The organism is Pseudomonas sp. (genome assembly GCF_051660785.1).
Lineage (GTDB): Bacteria > Pseudomonadota > Gammaproteobacteria > Pseudomonadales > Pseudomonadaceae > Aquipseudomonas.
In genome coordinates this window covers 1-17,710 of the sequence record NZ_JBOFQE010000053.1, presented here as the reverse complement: position 1 = coordinate 17,710, position 17,710 = coordinate 1, and the positions used below count along the sequence as shown (strand labels likewise).

The 17,710-nt window shown below is 58.4% G+C and carries 17 protein-coding genes; 3 read left to right on the top strand and 14 right to left on the bottom strand.

All coding sequences use genetic code 11. From position 1 onward, the window contains the following. Positions 1 to 37: 37 nt before the first annotated feature. Genes tglA through ACRC4F_RS12480 form a run of 4 tightly spaced genes read right to left on the bottom strand, consistent with a single transcriptional unit; the run spans position 38 to position 3,023 of the window. A complete protein-coding gene (gene tglA, locus ACRC4F_RS12495) occupies positions 38 to 193 on the bottom strand; it encodes a 3-thiaglutamate biosynthesis pearlin carrier peptide TglA (RefSeq protein ID WP_438659579.1) in 156 nt (51 codons plus the stop codon). A 10-nt stretch (positions 194 to 203) separates the two neighbouring features. After that, the gene (locus tag ACRC4F_RS12490) at positions 204 to 1,349 is read right to left on the bottom strand and encodes a M50 family metallopeptidase (RefSeq protein WP_438659578.1); all 1,146 of its coding nucleotides are present in this window, start codon (positions 1,347 to 1,349) and stop codon (positions 204 to 206) included. After that, positions 1,346 to 2,263, bottom strand: a complete 918-nt coding sequence (locus tag ACRC4F_RS12485; RefSeq protein ID WP_438659577.1) for a class I SAM-dependent methyltransferase — start codon at positions 2,261 to 2,263, stop codon at positions 1,346 to 1,348. The genes ACRC4F_RS12490 and ACRC4F_RS12485 overlap by 4 nt, the downstream gene beginning before the upstream one ends. A gap of 13 nt (positions 2,264 to 2,276) precedes the next feature. Beyond that, complete coding sequence (locus ACRC4F_RS12480; protein ID WP_438659576.1) at positions 2,277 to 3,023, bottom strand: methyltransferase domain-containing protein; 747 nt, start codon at positions 3,021 to 3,023, stop codon at positions 2,277 to 2,279. Between the two features lie 353 nt (positions 3,024 to 3,376). Between ACRC4F_RS12480 and ACRC4F_RS12475 the strand changes: the two genes are divergently transcribed. Further along, positions 3,377 to 4,066 carry an energy-coupling factor ABC transporter permease gene (locus ACRC4F_RS12475; protein ID WP_438659575.1) on the top strand — a complete coding sequence of 230 codons (690 nt, stop codon included), beginning with the start codon at positions 3,377 to 3,379 and terminating at the stop codon, positions 4,064 to 4,066. A 35-nt stretch (positions 4,067 to 4,101) separates the two neighbouring features. On the opposite strand, the gene yacG is transcribed toward ACRC4F_RS12475, so the two are convergent. Genes yacG through pilB form a run of 5 tightly spaced genes read right to left on the bottom strand, consistent with a single transcriptional unit; the run spans position 4,102 to position 8,713 of the window. After that, a complete protein-coding gene (gene yacG / locus ACRC4F_RS12470; RefSeq protein ID WP_438659574.1) occupies positions 4,102 to 4,302 on the bottom strand; it encodes a DNA gyrase inhibitor YacG in 201 nt (66 codons plus the stop codon). Beyond that, positions 4,299 to 4,922 carry a dephospho-CoA kinase gene (gene coaE, locus ACRC4F_RS12465; RefSeq protein WP_438659573.1) on the bottom strand — a complete coding sequence of 208 codons (624 nt, stop codon included), beginning with the start codon at positions 4,920 to 4,922 and terminating at the stop codon, positions 4,299 to 4,301. The genes yacG and coaE overlap by 4 nt, the downstream gene beginning before the upstream one ends. Then, entirely contained in the window at positions 4,919 to 5,791 is an 873-nt protein-coding gene (locus ACRC4F_RS12460; RefSeq protein ID WP_438659572.1) for a prepilin peptidase, read from the bottom strand. The genes coaE and ACRC4F_RS12460 overlap by 4 nt, the downstream gene beginning before the upstream one ends. A 1-nt stretch (position 5,792) precedes the next feature. Next, a complete protein-coding gene (locus tag ACRC4F_RS12455; protein ID WP_438659571.1) occupies positions 5,793 to 7,010 on the bottom strand; it encodes a type II secretion system F family protein in 1,218 nt (405 codons plus the stop codon). A gap of 2 nt (positions 7,011 to 7,012) precedes the next feature. Then, positions 7,013 to 8,713, bottom strand: a complete 1,701-nt coding sequence (pilB, locus tag ACRC4F_RS12450; protein WP_438659570.1) for a type IV-A pilus assembly ATPase PilB — start codon at positions 8,711 to 8,713, stop codon at positions 7,013 to 7,015. Positions 8,714 to 8,938: 225 nt separating this feature from the next. On the opposite strand from pilB, the gene ACRC4F_RS12445 reads away from it, so the two are divergent. Both ACRC4F_RS12445 and ACRC4F_RS12440 read left to right on the top strand, forming a co-directional pair. Further along, positions 8,939 to 9,361 (top strand): pilin, encoded by a 423-nt coding sequence (locus tag ACRC4F_RS12445; RefSeq protein WP_438659569.1) that lies wholly within the window; start codon positions 8,939 to 8,941, stop codon positions 9,359 to 9,361. 318 nt (positions 9,362 to 9,679) lie between these two features. Then, positions 9,680 to 10,033, top strand: a complete 354-nt coding sequence (locus ACRC4F_RS12440; protein WP_438659568.1) for a BON domain-containing protein — start codon at positions 9,680 to 9,682, stop codon at positions 10,031 to 10,033. Between the two features lie 223 nt (positions 10,034 to 10,256). Here ACRC4F_RS12440 and ACRC4F_RS12435 read toward each other — a convergent pair whose 3' ends face one another. The 5 genes from ACRC4F_RS12435 to acs form a co-directional block, all read right to left on the bottom strand. Further along, the gene (locus ACRC4F_RS12435; RefSeq protein WP_438659567.1) at positions 10,257 to 10,553 is read right to left on the bottom strand and encodes a DUF2845 domain-containing protein; all 297 of its coding nucleotides are present in this window, start codon (positions 10,551 to 10,553) and stop codon (positions 10,257 to 10,259) included. Beyond that, a complete protein-coding gene (locus ACRC4F_RS12430; RefSeq protein WP_438659566.1) occupies positions 10,553 to 13,507 on the bottom strand; it encodes a DUF748 domain-containing protein in 2,955 nt (984 codons plus the stop codon). The genes ACRC4F_RS12435 and ACRC4F_RS12430 overlap by 1 nt, the downstream gene beginning before the upstream one ends. Positions 13,508 to 13,600: 93 nt before the next feature. Continuing rightward, entirely contained in the window at positions 13,601 to 14,617 is a 1,017-nt protein-coding gene (locus ACRC4F_RS12425; RefSeq protein ID WP_438659565.1) for a class I SAM-dependent rRNA methyltransferase, read from the bottom strand. A 110-nt stretch (positions 14,618 to 14,727) separates the two neighbouring features. After that, on the bottom strand, positions 14,728 to 15,600 hold the full coding sequence (locus ACRC4F_RS12420) for an oxygenase MpaB family protein (protein WP_438659564.1): 873 nt from the start codon (positions 15,598 to 15,600) through the stop codon (positions 14,728 to 14,730). Positions 15,601 to 15,650: 50 nt separating this feature from the next. Continuing rightward, positions 15,651 to 17,588 (bottom strand): acetate--CoA ligase, encoded by a 1,938-nt coding sequence (gene acs, locus ACRC4F_RS12415; RefSeq protein WP_438659563.1) that lies wholly within the window; start codon positions 17,586 to 17,588, stop codon positions 15,651 to 15,653. Positions 17,589 to 17,710 lie beyond the last annotated feature (122 nt).

The following is a 17,710-nucleotide window of genomic DNA, read 5'->3' as shown; positions in this document are numbered from 1 at the left end:
GGCTCCCTCGACGTAATGCCGAGGAAGCGCGAAGCGATCAGGCGAAAACTTTGCTTTCGATGATTTCGATATCGTCGAGGTCGAACTCTTCGAACGCCGTGTCGTTGAGGCCTTGCGGTGCGACGCTGGTAGCGGGTTCGGTGGTGTGTTCATCCGTGTTGGCGATAGCCGGGGTCACTGTAGATTGAGTCATGACACTGTCCTTATGGGTGGTTGAAAAGGCGAAGCAAAGTGGCTGCGGTGAAGCACCAGGCGATGACCCAGCCCAGGCAGGTCAACAGGAATGTGCCCCAGTAGAGCCTGCGCAATGCTGGAGAAACCGTTTCCAGCGGCGCGGTCCGCCAATGGCGCTTCACATGGTTGAAAGCACGCTGGCGCAAGCGCGGTTGCCCGAGTACTTCGGTAATCGCCAGGTACGTGTCGCCATTGAAGATGGGCAGCAGGGTCGGTACGAGGGAAATGAACGAAGCCACGATCATCACCACAAATAGGGCCGGTAAAACGCCTTGGGTGTCACGGAACATCGCCCACAGCGCAATGCCTGCGCCGGCATACAGAAGGCTGACCAAAGGACCTGCCAGAATGGTGATCACCCGCTGGTTCAGTGGCAGCTGCGACCATTGTCGCTGTACCGGGCGTACCCAGCCGGTGGCCAGCAACACGTAGATGCCGATTCCGAAATCGTTGACCTTGACCCCATAGTGACGACAGGCCATCGCATGCCCCAGTTCGTGAAGGGCGATGGACGTCAAAATGACCGGGAAGTGCCAGAGCAACCAGCGGTAACTGTGGATATAGGTTTCGCTGGCATCGGCCAGGAACGTTGCAAAGTGCGCGCCCAAGTACACGAAGCTCGCCAGGGCCAATGCCAGCAGCGGCAAAATGAAAACCGCGCGGCAGCACCAAGGCGCCCACCGGTAAATATGATCGAGCAGGGGCTGCGGATCGGTTTTCACCAGATTAATCAGCAGATGCTCTTTTAGCGGGCCGTAAGTGATGCCCGTGGCGGGATCGCGCAGATCCTTTTTATGAGCGGTTCGCTCGCTGCTCAACAACTTCAGGTTAAGCAACTTGCGCTCGAACTGCGCAAGCTTCTCAGGGCTGACCTTGATTCGATGTTGAGCAAGGGCGGCGTCGGCGATGTCTTGCTGGCTTCGCTGGCCATCGAAAAGCAACGCGAGTGAGTACTCGGCCCTGCCCAGTTCAAAGCCAATATCATTACGAGGGTCGTAGAGGTGGTAGCGCCCCGTCACCGAATCGGCCGGCGGCGAGGTCACGACCAGGTCATCCCTGAAGCAGGGATGGCCCAGGGTGCTCGACTTGTCGAGGATGCAGGCAGTGGCACTCATGCGCGGGCTCGCAAGGCTTGCAGGCTGGGCATGTAAGACTCCTCAAGTGCCTTGCGACCCTGGGCCTTGATACGGTCGAGGTGTTCAGTGGCAGGCTGGGCACAGGCACGTCCCAGTACGAACACCGCACCCGGTCGAGTCGGCCCGCACACGGGTTCATGGGTGGTCCGGATCGGTTCCCAACCATGCAGGCACATCAAGTATTCGATACTGCTGGCACTCAAGTAACGGCGATGGTTATGGGTCAGAAACCCTTGCTCGATGCCATAACCCAGCGCACGACCTTCAATCAGCAGTAACCCGTCCTGGGCACTGGCCTGCCGGCAAAGTTGCATGACTTGGTTAACGTCATGAACGTGTTCCAGCGAACCATTGATGATGATCAGGTTGTAATCACCCGTGGGGCTCATATGCTCGGCGCCCACCAGATCGATAGCCAGGCCAATGTTTTTGCCGTATTCCACATAGGCGCGGTCGGGGTCATTGCCTCTGACAGTCCAGCCCCGTTTGGCGAAGGGAATCATCAAGCCGCCGGCGGAACAACCGACGTCAAGCAATTTGCCTTTGGCGGGCAGCACATCGTGCAAGTACCGGCACAGGTGCTCACCGCGGCGGACCTGATCCAGAAAGAACGCGCGCTCCGGCTCCGTATTGCCGAACAGACTCAGGCGGTAGAACTTGTCGTAGTAAGCACTGTAAAAGGCTTCGTCGAAGCGGTATTGCTGGAAAATATGCCCGCATTCCTGACAGCCGAGTACAGGCAACGCCACGGCCTGGTCACCAGGCCCCTGGACACTTTCCAGTAATACCCAATGTGCCTGGGAATTGCACAGTTCACAGTTCATTTTTTGCGCGCAATACGTGCCCGGCATTTGCAAAAGTTGCAAATACTGTTGTTCTATAGTTGTACTCACGATGACATCCCGGTCACTTGATGCAGAAGAAACCTTCAAAGCAAATGTATTTGAATACACTGGTTATATCTTTGAATCCGGCGCGCGTTAACATATCCATGTTTCCGGCCGTGGAAAAAGGTTCAAGTACACCTTTGAGGCTTCTGGTCTTCGCCAGGATTTCATCGGCGTTATAACCCTGGTCCCGTTTGTAATCTACATACAGACTGCTGAGGATGTCTTGAAAGCGCGCATCCGGGCCACGTACTTTTTCAAACATGATAAAAGTACCGCCCCAGTTCAAGGACTCATAAATACGATCGAACAAGGCCTGGCGAACACGCGGGTGCACGAACTGAATAGTGTAGTACGCAACTATCAGATCGCTTTTTTCGTAGGGGAAGGTCAGGATGTCATCGGTAACGAAGCTGACATTGTGCTGCGGCGATGCACTGAGCAGCTCATTCGCCTTGCGGGTCATGGCGTCTTCCACATCAATGCCCACCCACTTTGTGGAGTCGCAGTGACGCTGTGCAAGTTGCCGGGTCAGGGCGCCCGTAGAACTACCCAGTTCGTAACAGGTGCTGTCGCTCTTTACAAAAAAGTCGCTGAGTGACAACACGATTTCATGCCCGTCCTTATATTTAGGTACGGACTTCGATACATGGGAGTCAAAGTGTTGCGGGGTCGTGCCTCCGAAACTCCATGAGGCGTTACTGGATTCTACGCCGTCACCGACGGTTTCGTAGAGAGTGGCAGGCGAAGTCATTAGGGAAGACATGTATGTCACATCCTTGTCCGATAACAATGAGCGCACGTTAGTGCAACGAGATTCCTTTCTGCGCGACCCGAGAATATCCAGTCTTAATTAGTGTGTCACCATTTTTCTGCGGGAAATAACTTATTTATTTGCACCAGACTGGTGCGCGAGATCAGTAATAGAAAAACAAACGATGTGGGTCCGGACTGCCCGGACTGGGTGGACTTTCACCAGGCCGAATTACCCAGCCTATCCTGAACATGAGGCGGCGATGAACGCTCCACGGCACTGGGCTTGAAGTCGAAGGGCGTGCGAGGGGCGGTGTAGACTGAGGGCCTGTTCTCTTTTGGCCAGATAAGGGAGTGTGCCCAGCCATGATCGGCGCCGAGTTACTGTCACCCGAAACCCTCGCCGCGGGATGGCTGATCTATGTGCCTGTGCTGCTGTGGGCAGTCTGGCGTACGTCGTGGGTTGAGCTATTCACCGACAGCCGCCGTCAGCATTTGCTGTTCGGCACGGTGTTCGCACTGTTTGCGCTGTGGCTGGTGCGACGTGATTTCGATACCGGCGTGTCTTATCACTTCCTCGGCATGACGGTCGTGACGTTGCTGCTGGACTGGCCGTTGGCGATTGTCGGTGCGTTGGTGGCGCAAGGCGGGCTGGTGCTCCTCGGGCGTCAGGACCTGGCGGCCGTCGGGGTCAACGGAGCGTTGCTGATTTTGCTGCCGGTGCTGGTGACCGAGTGCTGTGCCATCCTGGTCGAGCGCGCGCAGCCGCGTAATCCCTTTGTGTATATCTTCGTTTCCGGCTTCTTCGCAGCGGCGCTGTCGGCCTTGCTGTGTCTGCTGCTGGCGCTGTGGCTATTGTGGTTCAACGAACGTTTCGAAATGCCGTATTGGCTGGAAGATTTTGTCGGTTATCTGTGGCTGCTGATTTTCCCGGAAGCCTTTATCAACGGCATGATTGTCAGCGCACTGGTGGTGTTCAGTCCGGAATGGCTGGAGACCTTCAACCGTACGCGCTACCTGTCGGCGCCCTGGAAAGACGACGATCCCAAGTCATGATGACGGCAGGCGTACGGCTTCATGTGGCCTGAGCCTCAGTGACGCGGCTCGAAGTCTTCGCTGAACAGATCGTCTTCAGCATCCGGGCTAACCGGAATCTTGTGTTCTTCCGACGCCCAGGCGCCCAGGTCGATCAGTTTGCAGCGGTCTGAACAGAACGGCCGGAACGTGCTCTCGGAACTCCATTCAACAGGAGCACCACAGGTTGGGCAATTGACGGTTGGGGTCTGGCTCATGACTGGCCTCCACGCAAAGTAAGGTAAAAGTGATGCAGGCGTTCGACCTCGCTGTGCAGCCAGGCGAGGTCGCGGTCGTTGACCACCACATCGTCGGCGTGGCTCACGCGGTCCTGGCGGCTGGATTGCGCCTTGAGGATCGCCTGGACCTGTTGCTCGCTGGTCTGGTCACGCTGCAAGGTGCGTTCGATCTGTAACTGTTCCGGGGCATCGATCACCAGGACCCGTTGGGTCATGGCGTACTGTCCGGACTCGATCAGCAATGGCGAAACCAGAATCGCGTAAGGCGATTGTGCCTTGGCCAAATGATCGGTGATCTCCTTGGCGATCAGCGGATGCAGCAACGCTTCGAGCCACCGGCGTTCCTCGGGCACTTCGAAGATCAGCTTGCGCAACGCCGCACGATCCAGTTGTCCGTCGGCTTGCAACACGCCGGGGCCGAAGTGTTCAGCGATCGTTGCCAGCGCCGGGCGACCAGGTTCCACCACCCAGCGCGCCGCATGATCGGCGTCCACGACGTGCACACCCAAGTCGATGAAGTGCTGGGCAGCCGCGCTTTTGCCGCTGCCGATGCCGCCGGTGAGGCCGAGAAACCAGGGTTTTTCCACAGGGGTATTCATTTCAAACCGACAAACTGCCAATAGAAGCCGGTTATTTGACCACCCCAGAGCAAGGCAATCCAGCCGGCAATTGCCAGAAAGGGTCCGAACGGGATCGGTGTCGAGGTTTTCGCGTTGCGCAGGCGCAGCAAAATCACCCCGATGATGGCGCCCACGAGCGATGACAGGAGGAGGGTCAGCGGCAATATCTGCCAACCACCCCAGGCGCCCAGCATCGCCAGTAATTTGAAGTCGCCGTGGCCGATGCCGTCCTTGTCAGTGAGCAGCTTGAACAGCCAGAACACTGACCAAAGCGTCATGTAACCGGCTACCGCACCCCACAGCGCCTCATGCAGTGTCACGAAAAGCCCGAAGCTGTTGACGATCAATCCCAGCCACAGCAGCGGCAGCACCAGCATATCCGGCAGCAGTTGGTGCTCGACGTCGATCAGGCTCATCGCCAGCAGACCCCAGGTCAGCACCAGCACCATGCAGGCCTGCCAGCCGAAACCGAAATGCCAGGCAATGAACGCCGAGAGCAGACCGCAGGCCAGTTCGTTCAGTGGGTAACGCTTGCTGATCGGCGCCGAGCAGTTCGAGCATCGACCGCGTAAAAACAGATAACTGAACAGCGGAATGTTTTCCCAGGCGCGGATTCGATGGTCGCAATGCGGGCATTGTGAATGCGGCAGCATCAGGTTGTAGGTCGGGCCCGGCGCTTCGGGGGGGACACCCAAAACTTCATGGGCTTGCAGCCGCCATTCGCGGTGGAGCATTTTCGGCAGGCGCCAGACCACCACGTTGAGAAAACTGCCAATCAGCAAGCCAACCGCCAAGGCGACGCACACGAAGAGCAGCGGGTAGATAGTCAGGATTTCGTTCAAGGGCATGTCAGATCGCTGCGCCGAGTTGGAAGATGGGCAGGTACATCGCAACCACCAGGCCACCGACAATAACACCCAGAATCACCATGATGAACGGCTCCATCAGGCTGGTCAGGTTATCGACCATATTGTCCACTTCGTCCTCGTAGAAGCTCGCGACCTTATCGAGCATGTCGTCCAGTGCACCGGATTCTTCGCCAATGGCCGTCAGCTGAATCGCCATGCTGGGAAAGATGCCGGAGGTGCGCATGGAGAAATTCAGCTGCATGCCGGTCGACACGTCCTGCTTGATGCGCAGCACTGCACGCTTGAACACGATGTTGCCGGTCGCTCCCGCCACCGATTCCAGAGCCTCGACCAGCGGCACGCCCGCGGCGAACGTGGTCGACAGCGTACGGGCGTAACGGGCCACGGCAGACTTGTACATCAGTGTGCCAATCAGCGGCAGTTTCAGCAGCCAGGTGTCCACCCGGTCCCGAAAGCCCTGTGATGTTTTAAGGGCATGGCGCACACCGAAGGCGGCTGCGATCAACGCGCCAAGCATCATCCACCACCAGGCCTGCATGAACTCCGACAAGCCGATGACCATCACGGTGAAGGCCGGCAATTCGGCGCCAAATCCCTTGAACACCGACTCGAACTGCGGCACCACCTTGACCAGCAGAATCCCGGTGACAATGATCGCCACGAACACCACTGCCAGCGGGTAAGTCATGGCTTTCTTGATCTTGGCCTTGAGGCTTTCGCTCTTTTCCTTGTAGGTCGCCACCCGTTCCAGCAGGGTGTCCAGAGCGCCGGCCTGCTCACCCGCATCCACCAGGTTGCAGTACAGCTCATCGAAATACTGCGGCTTTTTACGCAAGGACGCGGCGAAGCTGTTACCTGCCGCGACTTCCTGTTTCACCTCGTCCACCAGCTTGCGCATGGCCGGGTTGTCGAAGCCTTCGCCGATGATGTCGAACGACTGCAACAATGGCACGCCGGCTTTCATCATGGTCGCCATCTGCCGGGTAAACAGGGCAATTTCCTGAGCCTTGATGCGTTTGCCGAAGCTGAAGATCGAGGCGGATTTTCTGCGCACCTTGCCCGGGTTGATCCCCTGCTTGCGCAACTGAGCCTTGATCAGTGCGGGGTTGAGACCGCTCAACTCGCCAGTCATTTTGGAGCCTTTGCGGTCCGTGCCTTCCCAGGCATAGACGCTGATTTTTGCTGCTTTGACCGCCATGATCAGTCCTTGGTAACCCGGTTGATTTCTTCAAGGCTGGTGACGCCTTGCATCGCCTTGATCAAGCCCGAGGTGCGCAAGTCATTAAAACCGTCCTTGCGCATCTGGATGTCGATTTCCAGTGAATTGCCTTCGGCCATAATCAGCCGCTGAAGGTCTGGCGTGTTCTTCACCACTTCATAAATCCCCACTCGCCCTTTGTAACCGCCGTTGCACTGATCGCAACCGACCGGCTCATAGATCGTGAACGAGCCGATGCGTTCCTGGGGGAAGCCTTCCTTGAGCAACGCTTCACGAGGAATCTCGATGGGTTTCTTGCAATGGCTGCACAGTTTGCGCGCCAGGCGCTGGGCGATGATCAGGGTGACCGAGGTGGCGATGTTGAAGCCCTGGATGCCCATGTTGTGCAAGCGGGTCAGGGTTTGCGCGGCGCTGTTGGTGTGCAGGGTGGACAGCACCATGTGTCCTGTCTGGGCAGCCTTGATGGCGATTTCGGCGGTTTCGAGATCGCGGATTTCACCGACCATGATCACGTCCGGATCCTGACGCAGAAACGAGCGCAGCGCCTGGGCGAAATCCAGCCCTTGCCTGGGGTTGACGTTGACCTGATTGATGCCTTCCATATTGATCTCCACCGGGTCCTCGGCGGTGGAGATGTTGATGTCCACAGTGTTGAGGATGTTCAGCCCGGTGTAGAGCGACACGGTCTTGCCCGAGCCCGTCGGCCCGGTGACCAGGATCATGCCCTGTGGCTGCTTCAGCGCAGCCATGTACAAGGCTTTCTGTTCAGGCTCGTAGCCGAGGGCGTCGATGCCCATTTGCGCGCTGGACGGATCGAGAATCCGGATCACCACTTTCTCGCCCCACAGGGTCGGCAGGGTGTTGACCCGGAAATCGATGGACTTGGTCTTGGACAGGCGCATCTTGATTCGCCCGTCCTGGGGTTTGCGCCGTTCGGAGATGTCGAGGCTGGCCATGACTTTCAGCCGCGCCGCGATGCGGTTGGCCAGTTGGCTCGGCGGCCTGGCGACTTCTCGCAGCATGCCGTCGGTGCGCATCCGCACCCGGTAGGTTTTTTCGTAGGGCTCGAAATGCAGGTCGGAAGAACCGCTCTTGATCGCATCGAGCAACATCTTGTGGACGAAGCGCACCACCGGCGCATCATCGGCATCCAGGCCCGGGATGGAGTCCTTTTTGTTGTCATCGACCGACTCGATGTCCAGCCCGTCAAGGTCAACATCCGCCATGTCTTCCAGGCCGGTGGAATGGCTGTCGAAGAATTTCTCGATGGCGTCGCTGAGCTTGTCATCTTCCACCAGGATGGCTTCGGTGTTCAGCCCGGTGCTGAACTGGATGTCATTGATGGCTTGATGATTGGTCGGGTCGGAAACCCCCACGAACAGCTTGTTGCCGCGTCGCCAGAGGGGCAGGGCGTGATGCTGGCGAATCAGTTTCTCGCTGACCAGCCCTTTGGGTTGGCTCTCCTTGTCCAGGCAATAGAGGTCGAGCAGCGGCATGCCGAAATGCTCCGAGGCAATCTCGGCGACCTGCCGGCTCTTCACCAGTTTGTTCTGCACCAGGTAACTGACCAGAGAGATTTTGCTGCGTTGGGCTTGCTGATACGCCAGTTGCGCGCTTTGGTCAGTGAGCAGTTCGGCCAGGACCAATTGCTTGGCCAGACCGCTAAGGGCGATGTCATTCATGGGGATACCGGACGCAGACAGTTCATGACTTATAGCCTAGTCAAGGAGCTGAGCCAAACCAGCGGCCGTCAGGTGACAAATAGTGTCAGATAGTGCGGATCCTGGGGGTAGGAAAGGTCGTGGCTCCGGCTTTGCGCCCCGCCAACAGGGGCCGCAGCGCTTGGCACGGGCTGTGCTGAAGCTCATTCAGATCATGAGATTTCGACTCATGCATGGAGCCTGTCTATGAATACTCAAAAAGGTTTTACCCTGATCGAACTGCTGATCGTGGTGGCGATCATCGGGATTCTGGCGACGTTTGCATTGCCGATGTATTCCAAATATCAAGCGAAGGCCAAGGTCACGGCGGGACTGGCCGAGATTTCGGCGATGAAGGTGCCTTATGAAGAGGTGATCAATCAGGGGACTGCACCGACCCTCGCCAACGTGGCACCGGCGGGAAGCGGGACTACCCCTAACTGCACATTAACCGTAACCGGTACTGCATCCTCTGGTGCAGGCACCATCGTTTGCACGATTGTGAACGGTCCAGCGCCAGTGCTTGCCAAGACAATCACCTTGACCCGTGATGCAACCACTGGCTGGGTATGTACGAGCACGGCTCAGCAGGACTTCTTGCCTAAAGGCTGCACCGGCTCCGCAACATAACGCCCGACAATCCGATTGAAAATGAAAGCCCCGCCTGAAAAGCGGGGCTTTTTTGTTGGGTCGACATCCTGATTATTCGAAAAACCAGAAAACCCCGACAATTCATGGCCTTAGGCCTGCGGCAAAACCCGCAACTTGCATGTAGATAATGTCGAAGTCATGCATTTTGCATGATTCTGAAAATAGGCCAATTTCATAACTTACTGTTTTATAACGATTTATTGACTGTCTCAAAGTTGGCACAGCGTTCGCAATATACCCAGTAACCCTGCTGAGAAGACACGCAGCAGACTTTCTAGAAAAACAGGAGTTACTCGTATGAAGAAGTTCGCTATCGCTGCCGCTACTGCTACCGCGCTGACCCTGACCATGGCCAACGCTGCATTCGCTCAAACCCAGGCGACCCAGGCTCCAATGGTCCTGGCTGCCGGTGAAGTCACCGAAGCAAAAGCAGATGTCTCCGATACCTGGATCACCACCAAAGTCAAAGCAGACCTGGTAACCGAGAAAGGCATCCCTGGCACCGACATCAAAGTTGAAACCAACAAAGGTGTTGTTTCCCTGTCTTCCACCACTGCCGTGACTGAATCGCAGAAAGACGTCGCAGTGGCTATCGCCAAGAAAATCAAAGGCGTGAAAGACGTATCCGCTGCCGGCCTGAAAGCCGAGTAAGGCAAGACTTCTCGCCTGGACCGGGAGAAGGCGCGGCAGACGGGCTGAGTCATACGTCTGCCGCTTCTGGAGAGTTCATGCGAAAGGCCACAAGGATGTGGTCATTACAGGCCTCCGACATTCGTGTCGGGGGCCTGTTCTATTGTGGGCGTATCAAAAACCAATGTGGGAGCGAGCAGGCTCGCTCCCACATTGTTGAATGTGCACACTCTGGATCGTGGTTTCAGTTACCGCGTTTGCTGTTGATCTGCTTAAGCCGATTACCTTCAAACCGCAAATACTGGTACATCCCGCCATTGGGCCCGTAGGTCCATTCTTCGACCTGAAACTCTTCCCGTCGGTTGGCGCTGCGCTTGTAGCCCAGCAGATCGCGGCTGACCGGTTCGCCGCACTTCTGCAGCACTTCGCTGGAGCGGTCGCCGACGCTGACCAATTGGCTGCCGCAACGCAGGGTATCGGCAGCCGTAGCGTGACTGGCCGCCATTGCCAACCCTAGGCTAATCAGCAATCGTCTGATCATTACTCGGCATCCAGGTGCAGCGGCGTCACCACTCGGCCGTCACTTTCCGCCTCGCCCAGGTGGGCGTCGATGAAGTAGACGCGGTCATCGGCCATCTGGGTCTTGTCCACCAGGTAATCCTTGATGCTGCTGGCGCGTTCCTGACCCAACTGGCGCAGCAGCACGTCACTGGTACTCCAGAATTTGATCACGTCGGCGCGCATTTTTGCGGTGCGTTCTTCCTTGCCCAGATCCTTCCATTCGGCGGGTGGCTGATTCTTCAGGCGTGTGCGGTAGATCCCTTCCAGCAGCGGACCTTTCTCGCCGTCCGGCACTTGCAGCAATGAAGCCTGGGCCGGAACCTTGTCACCGCGGCGCTGGAGCATTTTGTAGTAGTTGTACTGATATTCCCGTTCAAGCCGTTGCTCGGCAATCAGCGGGCCGTCGCTGCTGGCGGCCGCCGTGCCTTCGATTTCAAGGCGCAGGGCAGGGCGTTCCTTGAGCGCCTGGGACAGCTTGATCAACGAACCCTCGGCGTCCTTGCTCAGCTCGCTTGAACCCGGCGCAAAGGAGACCGTGCCCAAATCTTCGGAACCACCGCCGCTGACCAGCCCGCCAATCATCTTGAACGGCGCTGCAGCGGCCTTGACGATCAGGTTGCGCAGGGTCTGCCACACAATGGGCATGACGCTGAACTGCGGGTTGTTCAAGTCGCCGGTCACTGGCAGCTCAATGGAAATCTTGCCGTCGACGTCCTTGAGCAACGCAATCGCCAGTTTCAGCGGCAGGCTGACCGCGTCCGGGCTGTCGACTTTTTCACCCAGTTGCAGTTGCTCGACCACCACTTTGTTTTCGGCCTTCAACTGGCCCTTGGTGATGATGTAATGCAGGTCGAGATTGAGCCGGCCCTTGCGGATGCGGTAACCGGCGAATTTGCCGGAGTAGGGCGTCAGCGTGGTCAGTTCAACACGTTTGAAACTGGTGGCGATGTCGAGGCTGGCCATCGGGTCGAACGGGTTGACCGAACCCTTGATGGTCACTGGCGCGTAGCGGTCGACCTTACCTTTGATATCGACACTGGCCGGTTTTGCCTGGCGGCTGTCGATGGTGCCGATCTGTCCGTTGAGTTGTTGCACGGCCGTGGCGAAGTTCGGGGTCAGGCTGAAGTCGGCGAAGTTTGCCGAACCGTCATTGATGGCGATGCCGCCAATGTGGATGCCCAGCGGTTTTTCCTTGCTGGCGGGTTTGGCGGCAGCGGTCTTGGCAACTCCCGTGTCGGCCGGTTGCGGGATCAGCAGATCATCAATGTTAGTGGTGCGGTCATCGTTGATCATGAAACGCGCGTAAGGCTGGAACAGGTTGACCTTGTCGATCGTCAGGCTGTCGCCGTGTTGATAGTTCAGGCCTTCGAGCACCAACTGCTGCCACTTGAGAAAGTCGCGGGTCTTGAGGGTGTCGAGGGTGTGCAGCTGATCGACCTGTGCTTTGCCGGTGACGCTGAACGCCAATGGCTCGGTGCTTTTCAGATCGACTGCCAGATCACTGCCAAGCATGCCGCTGCGCAGTTCCAGGCGAATGAACGGGTTGATATAGGACTGGGCGACACGCAGGTCGATGTCCTTGGTCTGCACGTTCAACTTAGCGCTGACCGGTGCCAGATTGACCACGCCGTCGGCCATGAGCTTGCCCTGCTTGCCCACGCCGGTATCGAGCTTGAAGTTGAAAGGCGAGCCGTTGAGGCTGTCGAAATTCTGCAAGTCGAGGTTCAGCGGGCCAACGTCCAGCGCCACGACGGGTTGCGCTTTACGGTCGGCCAGGTGCACCTGGTAATCGCGCAGTTGAACGTCTTTGAGCAGCACCTGCCAAGGTTTGCTTGGCGGGACCGGTTCAGCTTTCGGTGAGTCGGCGGCGGCCGGTGTGCTGGTCGGTTCGGCATCAGCTTTCACTGCTGCCTTGGACGGTTGGCTGGCGAACAGCTTTTGCCAGTCGAGTTGCCCATCGGCTTCGAGGGCGGCCCAGGTTTCGAGTTTCTGGCTGCGGATCTTGCCGACTACTACTTGCTGCTTGGCCAGATCCACGGTGGTTTCGCTGACGTCCAGACGCGCAAGCTTTGCCAGTGGACGACCGTCCGGTGCGTTGACGGCGAATGGCGCGATGCTGACCGCGACATTGCTCAGCAGCAGTTCGGTTTCCTTGGACAAGTTGAGTTTGTAGTCGGTGCTGAGGTTGATGACGCCGTCTTTGAGCACCAGTGGCAACGCGTCGCGCACATACGGCCAAAAGGCTTTCATCTTGCCGTCGGTGATCTTCAGCTTACCTTCGGAGGCAATCGGGATCAGGCTGAAGTTACCGGTCCAGTCGATCTGCCCGCCTGCCGGGCCGATGGCCACCAACGTCATGTCGGCACTGTCTTCGGGCAGGGTGCTGAGGTTCTTGAGTTCGAAATCCAGCTTGTCGTAGAGGAATTCAATGGGTTCGCTGGGGCGCGCATCCAGAAAATGCACATTACCGCCCGCCAGTCTGATCCGCTCGATACGCAACGGAAACGGCTTGGCGTCCGGGTCGGCCGGGGTGGGTTCACTGGCGGGGATCTTGAACAGGCCCAGCAGATTGAGTTTGCCGTCCTTGCCAAAGAGGATTTCGGTCTTGGGTTTGTCGATTTCGATATCGGACAGGTGCAGCGCCTTTGTCCACAGGCTGTCGATCTGCAAGTTGGCGTACAGGCGTTCAAAACCGACCTGTTCCTTGCCCGGCTCGCCGACAACCAGGCCCCAGAGGGTCACTTCCAGGCTGAAAGGGTTGAGTTCGATGCGGGAAATCGTCGCGGGCAACGTCGCGTAGTTGGCCAATTGCTGATTGGCAATCCGCAGCGCGATGCCCGGTAAAATCAGAAACCCCAGCAGGCTGTAAAGGGCCAGAGCAGTCAACAATGCGCCAATAGCGCGAATCAATCCTTTGGGCATGTGCGGCTTCATCTGTCTGAATCGGAGTGCGTTGGAGTATGGCACGCGAATCCGGTTCCGAAGTCACCCTGCGTTATAGGATTTATCTGAAAGTTTCCCTGGGTTTCAGAGTTGCAGGATCAACGTTTTCAGCGGCGGCTGTTGATCCATCGACGGGAAATCGCCGCCCGGTTTCATCACGGTCCACTCGCGCACCGGACGCCCGGCCTTCTCCGCGCAACGCAAAACCTGTTCGCGCCAATCGTCCATGCTGACCTTTGCCAGGTTGTTGCAGCAGATCAGCACGCCGTTATCGGCGGTGGTCAGCAGCGCCGGTTTGAGCAGGCTCTGATAGTCGCGCAACAAGTCGACCGTGCCGAACGCGCTCTTGGCCCAGGCCGGTGGATCGAGCAGCACCAGGTCGTACTGACGCTGTTCAAGACGCATGTAACTCGGCAGTTTTTGCCCGCGCCGTTGGCTGATCGGCAAGCCCGCCAATTGGCGGATGGCCGGGAAGTAATCGGACTGGATAAACTCCATCGCAGGCAACTGCGGATTGAGCAAACCGTTCTCACGGCCGACCGCCAGATTGCCCTCGGCGAAATCCAGGTTGCACACCTCGCTTGCCCCACCGGCCGCAGCGCTCAGGCCGACACCGCAGGTGTAAGCGAACAGGTTGAGTACGCTTTTGTTTTTGCTGTGTTCCTTGACCCAGCCGCGGGTGTTGCGCAGGTCGAGGAACAGCAACGGGTCCTGACCGGCGTGACGCCCGCGAACCCGGTAGTTCAGGCCCCATTCGTGGCCGACCAGGTCTTGCAGGGCGGCTTCGTCGGCGCGGTAGACGGTGTCTTCGCGGTCGATGCGCGAGTTGCCTCGAGAGCGGTCGTTGTAGACCAGCAGCGTTTCGAGGCCCAGGTGTTGGTTGATGGTCTCGTGCAGTTGCAGCAAAGCATCACGCTCCAACGACTGGTGGAAGCTTTGCACCAGCAGTTGCGGGCCATAGCGGTCGATGGTCAGGCCGCCGGCGCCTTCCTGGCTGCCGTGGAACAGGCGATAGCAATCGGTGCCTTGCTGATGCAGCTCGGCGAGCAGGTCCTGGCGATGATCGAGGGCGGCGCGCAGCGCCTGATTCAAGGAAGACATGCTGGGCGCCTTGCAGGAGGGAATTTGGCGCGGGAGTTTAACAGCTTGTCAGGCGACCGAGGTGCTCTGTGGCGAGGGGGCTTGCCTGTTTCGGCGCAGGATGCGAAGCGTCAGGTCAGTAACCCCATCCGCCGCTTGGCCCGCTGTACCGAGCCATTACGCATGGCCCAGCGCAGCATGGGCGCACTGCGCTTGACGCTGGCGCGGATCAGTTGGCGTTGCAACGGGTTCTGATTGACGCCGAGCATGTCACTGGCCCAGTCAGGCAGCAGATCGATCCCGGCCTGCATCATCATGCCGCCAAACGGTTTGGCCAGGCGGCTGGGGGCGGGCGCGTTCAATAGCAGTCGCAACACCTCGCGACTGCGTTGGTCACACAGCAATTGCGGGCGAATTCGTTCAAGGTAATCAGCGATTTCCTTGCGGCTGCGCGGTACATCGCGGGCGCCCAAGCGTTCGGCAATCAGAGCGATTTCGCCGTAGTAACGGTCCTGATCAATCAATGAAAGGTGCGGATTACGGTAACGCAGATGCGCGGCGAGGAAGTTGCTGACTTCCGCTACGTGCACCCAGGTCAGCAAATCGGGATCGCTGGCGGCGTAAGGTCGGCCATCGGGTGCAATGCCGACCACTTGCAGATGAATGGTGCGAACCTTCTCGATCAGCCATTCGGCGTCCTTGCGCGAACCGAATGTCGTCCCGGAAATGAACTGGCTGGTGCGGCGCAATCGGCCGATCATGTCCTCGCGAAAATTCGAGTGATCCCAAACCCCGGCCAGGGCCAGAGGATGCAGCGCTTGCAACATCAGCGCGCTGATGCCGCCGATGAGCATGCTGCTGAAATCACCATGGACTTGCCAGCTCACCGAATCGGGACCGAACAGACCGGGATCGCCCTTGGGGTTTTCCAGGTCGAGTTTACCCAGGGACAGACCGGTCAAGCTCATGAGCTGGCTTTCGATGCGGGTACGGATGAATTCCATGGCAACTCAGTGGCGAATATAAAACGCGGCCATCACTGGCCGCGCGGGGCTTATTGGTTCAGGCGTTTGTCGACCAGGTCCTGGACGACACTTGGGTCGGCCAAGGTGGAAGTATCCCCCAGGCTGTCCAGTTCGTTGCAGGCGATCTTGCGCAGAATGCGCCGCATGATCTTGCCTGAACGGGTTTTCGGCAAGGCCGGCGCCCACTGGATCAGGTCCGGTTTGGCGAAGCTGCCAATTTCCTTGCTGACGTGGGCCAGCAGTTCTTTCTTCAGCTCGTCATTGGGCTCGGTGCCGTTCATGGGTGTGACGAACGCATAAATGCCTTGGCCCTTGAGGTCGTGGGGATAACCCACCACCGCCGCTTCGGCGATGCTGTCGTGCAACACCAGCGCGCTCTCTACTTCCGCCGTACCAATGCGGTGCCCGGAGACATTGATCACGTCGTCGATGCGCCCGGTGATCCAGTAATCGCCATCCTCGTCGCGCCGCGCGCCATCGCCGGTGAAGTAGTAGCCGGGGTAGGGCTTGAAGTAGGTGTCGACCATGCGTTGCGGGTCGCCATAGACGCTGCGGATCTGCGCCGGCCAGCTGGATTTGATCGCCAGCACGCCGCTGCCGGCGCCTTTGATTTCCTTGCCCGTTTCGTCCAGCAACACCGGTTGCACGCCGAACATCGGTTGGGTGGCGCAGCCGGGTTTGATCCGTTGCGCGCTGACCAGCGGGCTGAGCATGATGCCGCCGGTTTCGGTCTGCCACCAGGTGTCGACGATCGGGCAACGCTGTTCGCCGACGGCGTTGAAGTACCAATCCCACGCTTCCGGGTTGATCGGCTCACCGACGCTGCCGAGTAGTCTGAGGCTTTCGCGCGACGTTTCCTTCAACGGCTCCGGCCCCTCACGCATCAGCGAGCGCAGCGCTGTCGGTGCCGTATAGAAAATGTTGACGTGGTGTTTGTCGATCACCTGCCAGAAACGCGAACTGCTCGGGTAGCTCGGCACGCCTTCGAAGATCAGCGTGGTCGCGCCGTTAGCGAGCGGGCCATAGACGATGTAACTGTGGCCGGTGACCCAGCCGACGTCGGCGGTGCACCAGAAGACTTCGCCCTCGCGGTAGTCGAGCACGTACTTGAAGGTCATCGCCGCTTGCAGCAGATAGCCGCCGGTGGTGTGCAGCACGCCTTTGGGTTTGCCGGTACTGCCGGATGTGTAGAGGATGAACAGCGGGTCTTCGGCGTCCATGGGTTCCGGCGGGCAATCGTCGCTGACGTCGCGCAGGGCCTGGTGATACCAGAGGTCGCGACCGTCAACCCAGTCCACTTCGCCCTGAGTGCGCTCGACGACGATGACGGTGCTGACGTTCGGGCAACTTTGCAGGGCCTGGTCGACTTTCTGTTTCAGCGGTACGAATTTTCCGCCGCGCACACCTTCGTCGGCGGTGATCACTGTGCGGCAGTCGGCATCGAGAATCCGGTCGCGCACCGAGTCTGGAGAGAAGCCGCCGAATACCACCGAATGCACCGCGCCAATCCGCGTGCAGGCCAGCATGGCGTAGGCCGCTTCGGGAATCATCGGCATGTAGATGCACACGCGGTCGCCCTTTTTCACGCCACGGCTTTTGAGCACGTTGGCCAGGCGGCAGACGTTGTGATGGAGTTTTTTGTAGGTGATCTGCGCGGATTCGGCGGGGTCGTCGCCTTCCCAGAGGATGGCGATCTGATCGCCGCGTGTTTCCAGATGGCGGTCGATGCAGTTGTAGCTGACGTTCAGCTTGCCACCGGCAAACCAGCTGGCCTCGCCGGTTTTCAGGTTATAGCGCTGGACGGTGTCCCAGGGCGTGCTCCAGTCGAGAAAGCGCGTGGCCTGCTCAGCCCAGAACTCACTGGGGTGTTCGATGGATTGGCGGTAGAGGCGGTGGTAGTCGTCCTGACTCAGGTTTGCAGCCCGGCGGACGGCATCGGCTTTGGGGAATGTGCTGATATCGAACATGACGGTTCCTTATTCTTGTTTTGCGACAAGAGGGGAGCTGCGCGACCCTCGTAGGAGCCGGCTTGCTGGCGATAGCGGTGTATCAGTCGACTAAAACGTCCAATGACACACCGCTATCGCCA

What these genes read in the sequence shown, in the direction of transcription:
- ACRC4F_RS12490 (WP_438659578.1), bottom strand. Translation starts at nt 1,349, where the DNA reads ATGAGTGCCACTGCCTGCATCCTCGACAAGTCGAGCACCCTGGGCCAT.
- ACRC4F_RS12445 (WP_438659569.1), top strand. Translation starts at nt 8,939, where the DNA reads ATGAATACTCAAAAAGGTTTTACCCTGATCGAACTGCTGATCGTGGTG.
- coaE (WP_438659573.1), bottom strand. Translation starts at nt 4,922, where the DNA reads ATGAATACCCCTGTGGAAAAACCCTGGTTTCTCGGCCTCACCGGCGGC.
- ACRC4F_RS12440 (WP_438659568.1), top strand. Translation starts at nt 9,680, where the DNA reads ATGAAGAAGTTCGCTATCGCTGCCGCTACTGCTACCGCGCTGACCCTG.
- ACRC4F_RS12425 (WP_438659565.1), bottom strand. Translation starts at nt 14,617, where the DNA reads ATGTCTTCCTTGAATCAGGCGCTGCGCGCCGCCCTCGATCATCGCCAG.
- ACRC4F_RS12420 (WP_438659564.1), bottom strand. Translation starts at nt 15,600, where the DNA reads ATGGAATTCATCCGTACCCGCATCGAAAGCCAGCTCATGAGCTTGACC.
- acs (WP_438659563.1), bottom strand. Translation starts at nt 17,588, where the DNA reads ATGTTCGATATCAGCACATTCCCCAAAGCCGATGCCGTCCGCCGGGCT.
- tglA (WP_438659579.1), bottom strand. Translation starts at nt 193, where the DNA reads ATGACTCAATCTACAGTGACCCCGGCTATCGCCAACACGGATGAACAC.
- ACRC4F_RS12475 (WP_438659575.1), top strand. Translation starts at nt 3,377, where the DNA reads ATGATCGGCGCCGAGTTACTGTCACCCGAAACCCTCGCCGCGGGATGG.
- yacG (WP_438659574.1), bottom strand. Translation starts at nt 4,302, where the DNA reads ATGAGCCAGACCCCAACCGTCAATTGCCCAACCTGTGGTGCTCCTGTT.
- ACRC4F_RS12430 (WP_438659566.1), bottom strand. Translation starts at nt 13,507, where the DNA reads ATGAAGCCGCACATGCCCAAAGGATTGATTCGCGCTATTGGCGCATTG.
- ACRC4F_RS12435 (WP_438659567.1), bottom strand. Translation starts at nt 10,553, where the DNA reads ATGATCAGACGATTGCTGATTAGCCTAGGGTTGGCAATGGCGGCCAGT.
- ACRC4F_RS12455 (WP_438659571.1), bottom strand. Translation starts at nt 7,010, where the DNA reads ATGGCGGTCAAAGCAGCAAAAATCAGCGTCTATGCCTGGGAAGGCACG.
- ACRC4F_RS12460 (WP_438659572.1), bottom strand. Translation starts at nt 5,791, where the DNA reads ATGCCCTTGAACGAAATCCTGACTATCTACCCGCTGCTCTTCGTGTGC.
- pilB (WP_438659570.1), bottom strand. Translation starts at nt 8,713, where the DNA reads ATGAATGACATCGCCCTTAGCGGTCTGGCCAAGCAATTGGTCCTGGCC.
- ACRC4F_RS12480 (WP_438659576.1), bottom strand. Translation starts at nt 3,023, where the DNA reads ATGTCTTCCCTAATGACTTCGCCTGCCACTCTCTACGAAACCGTCGGT.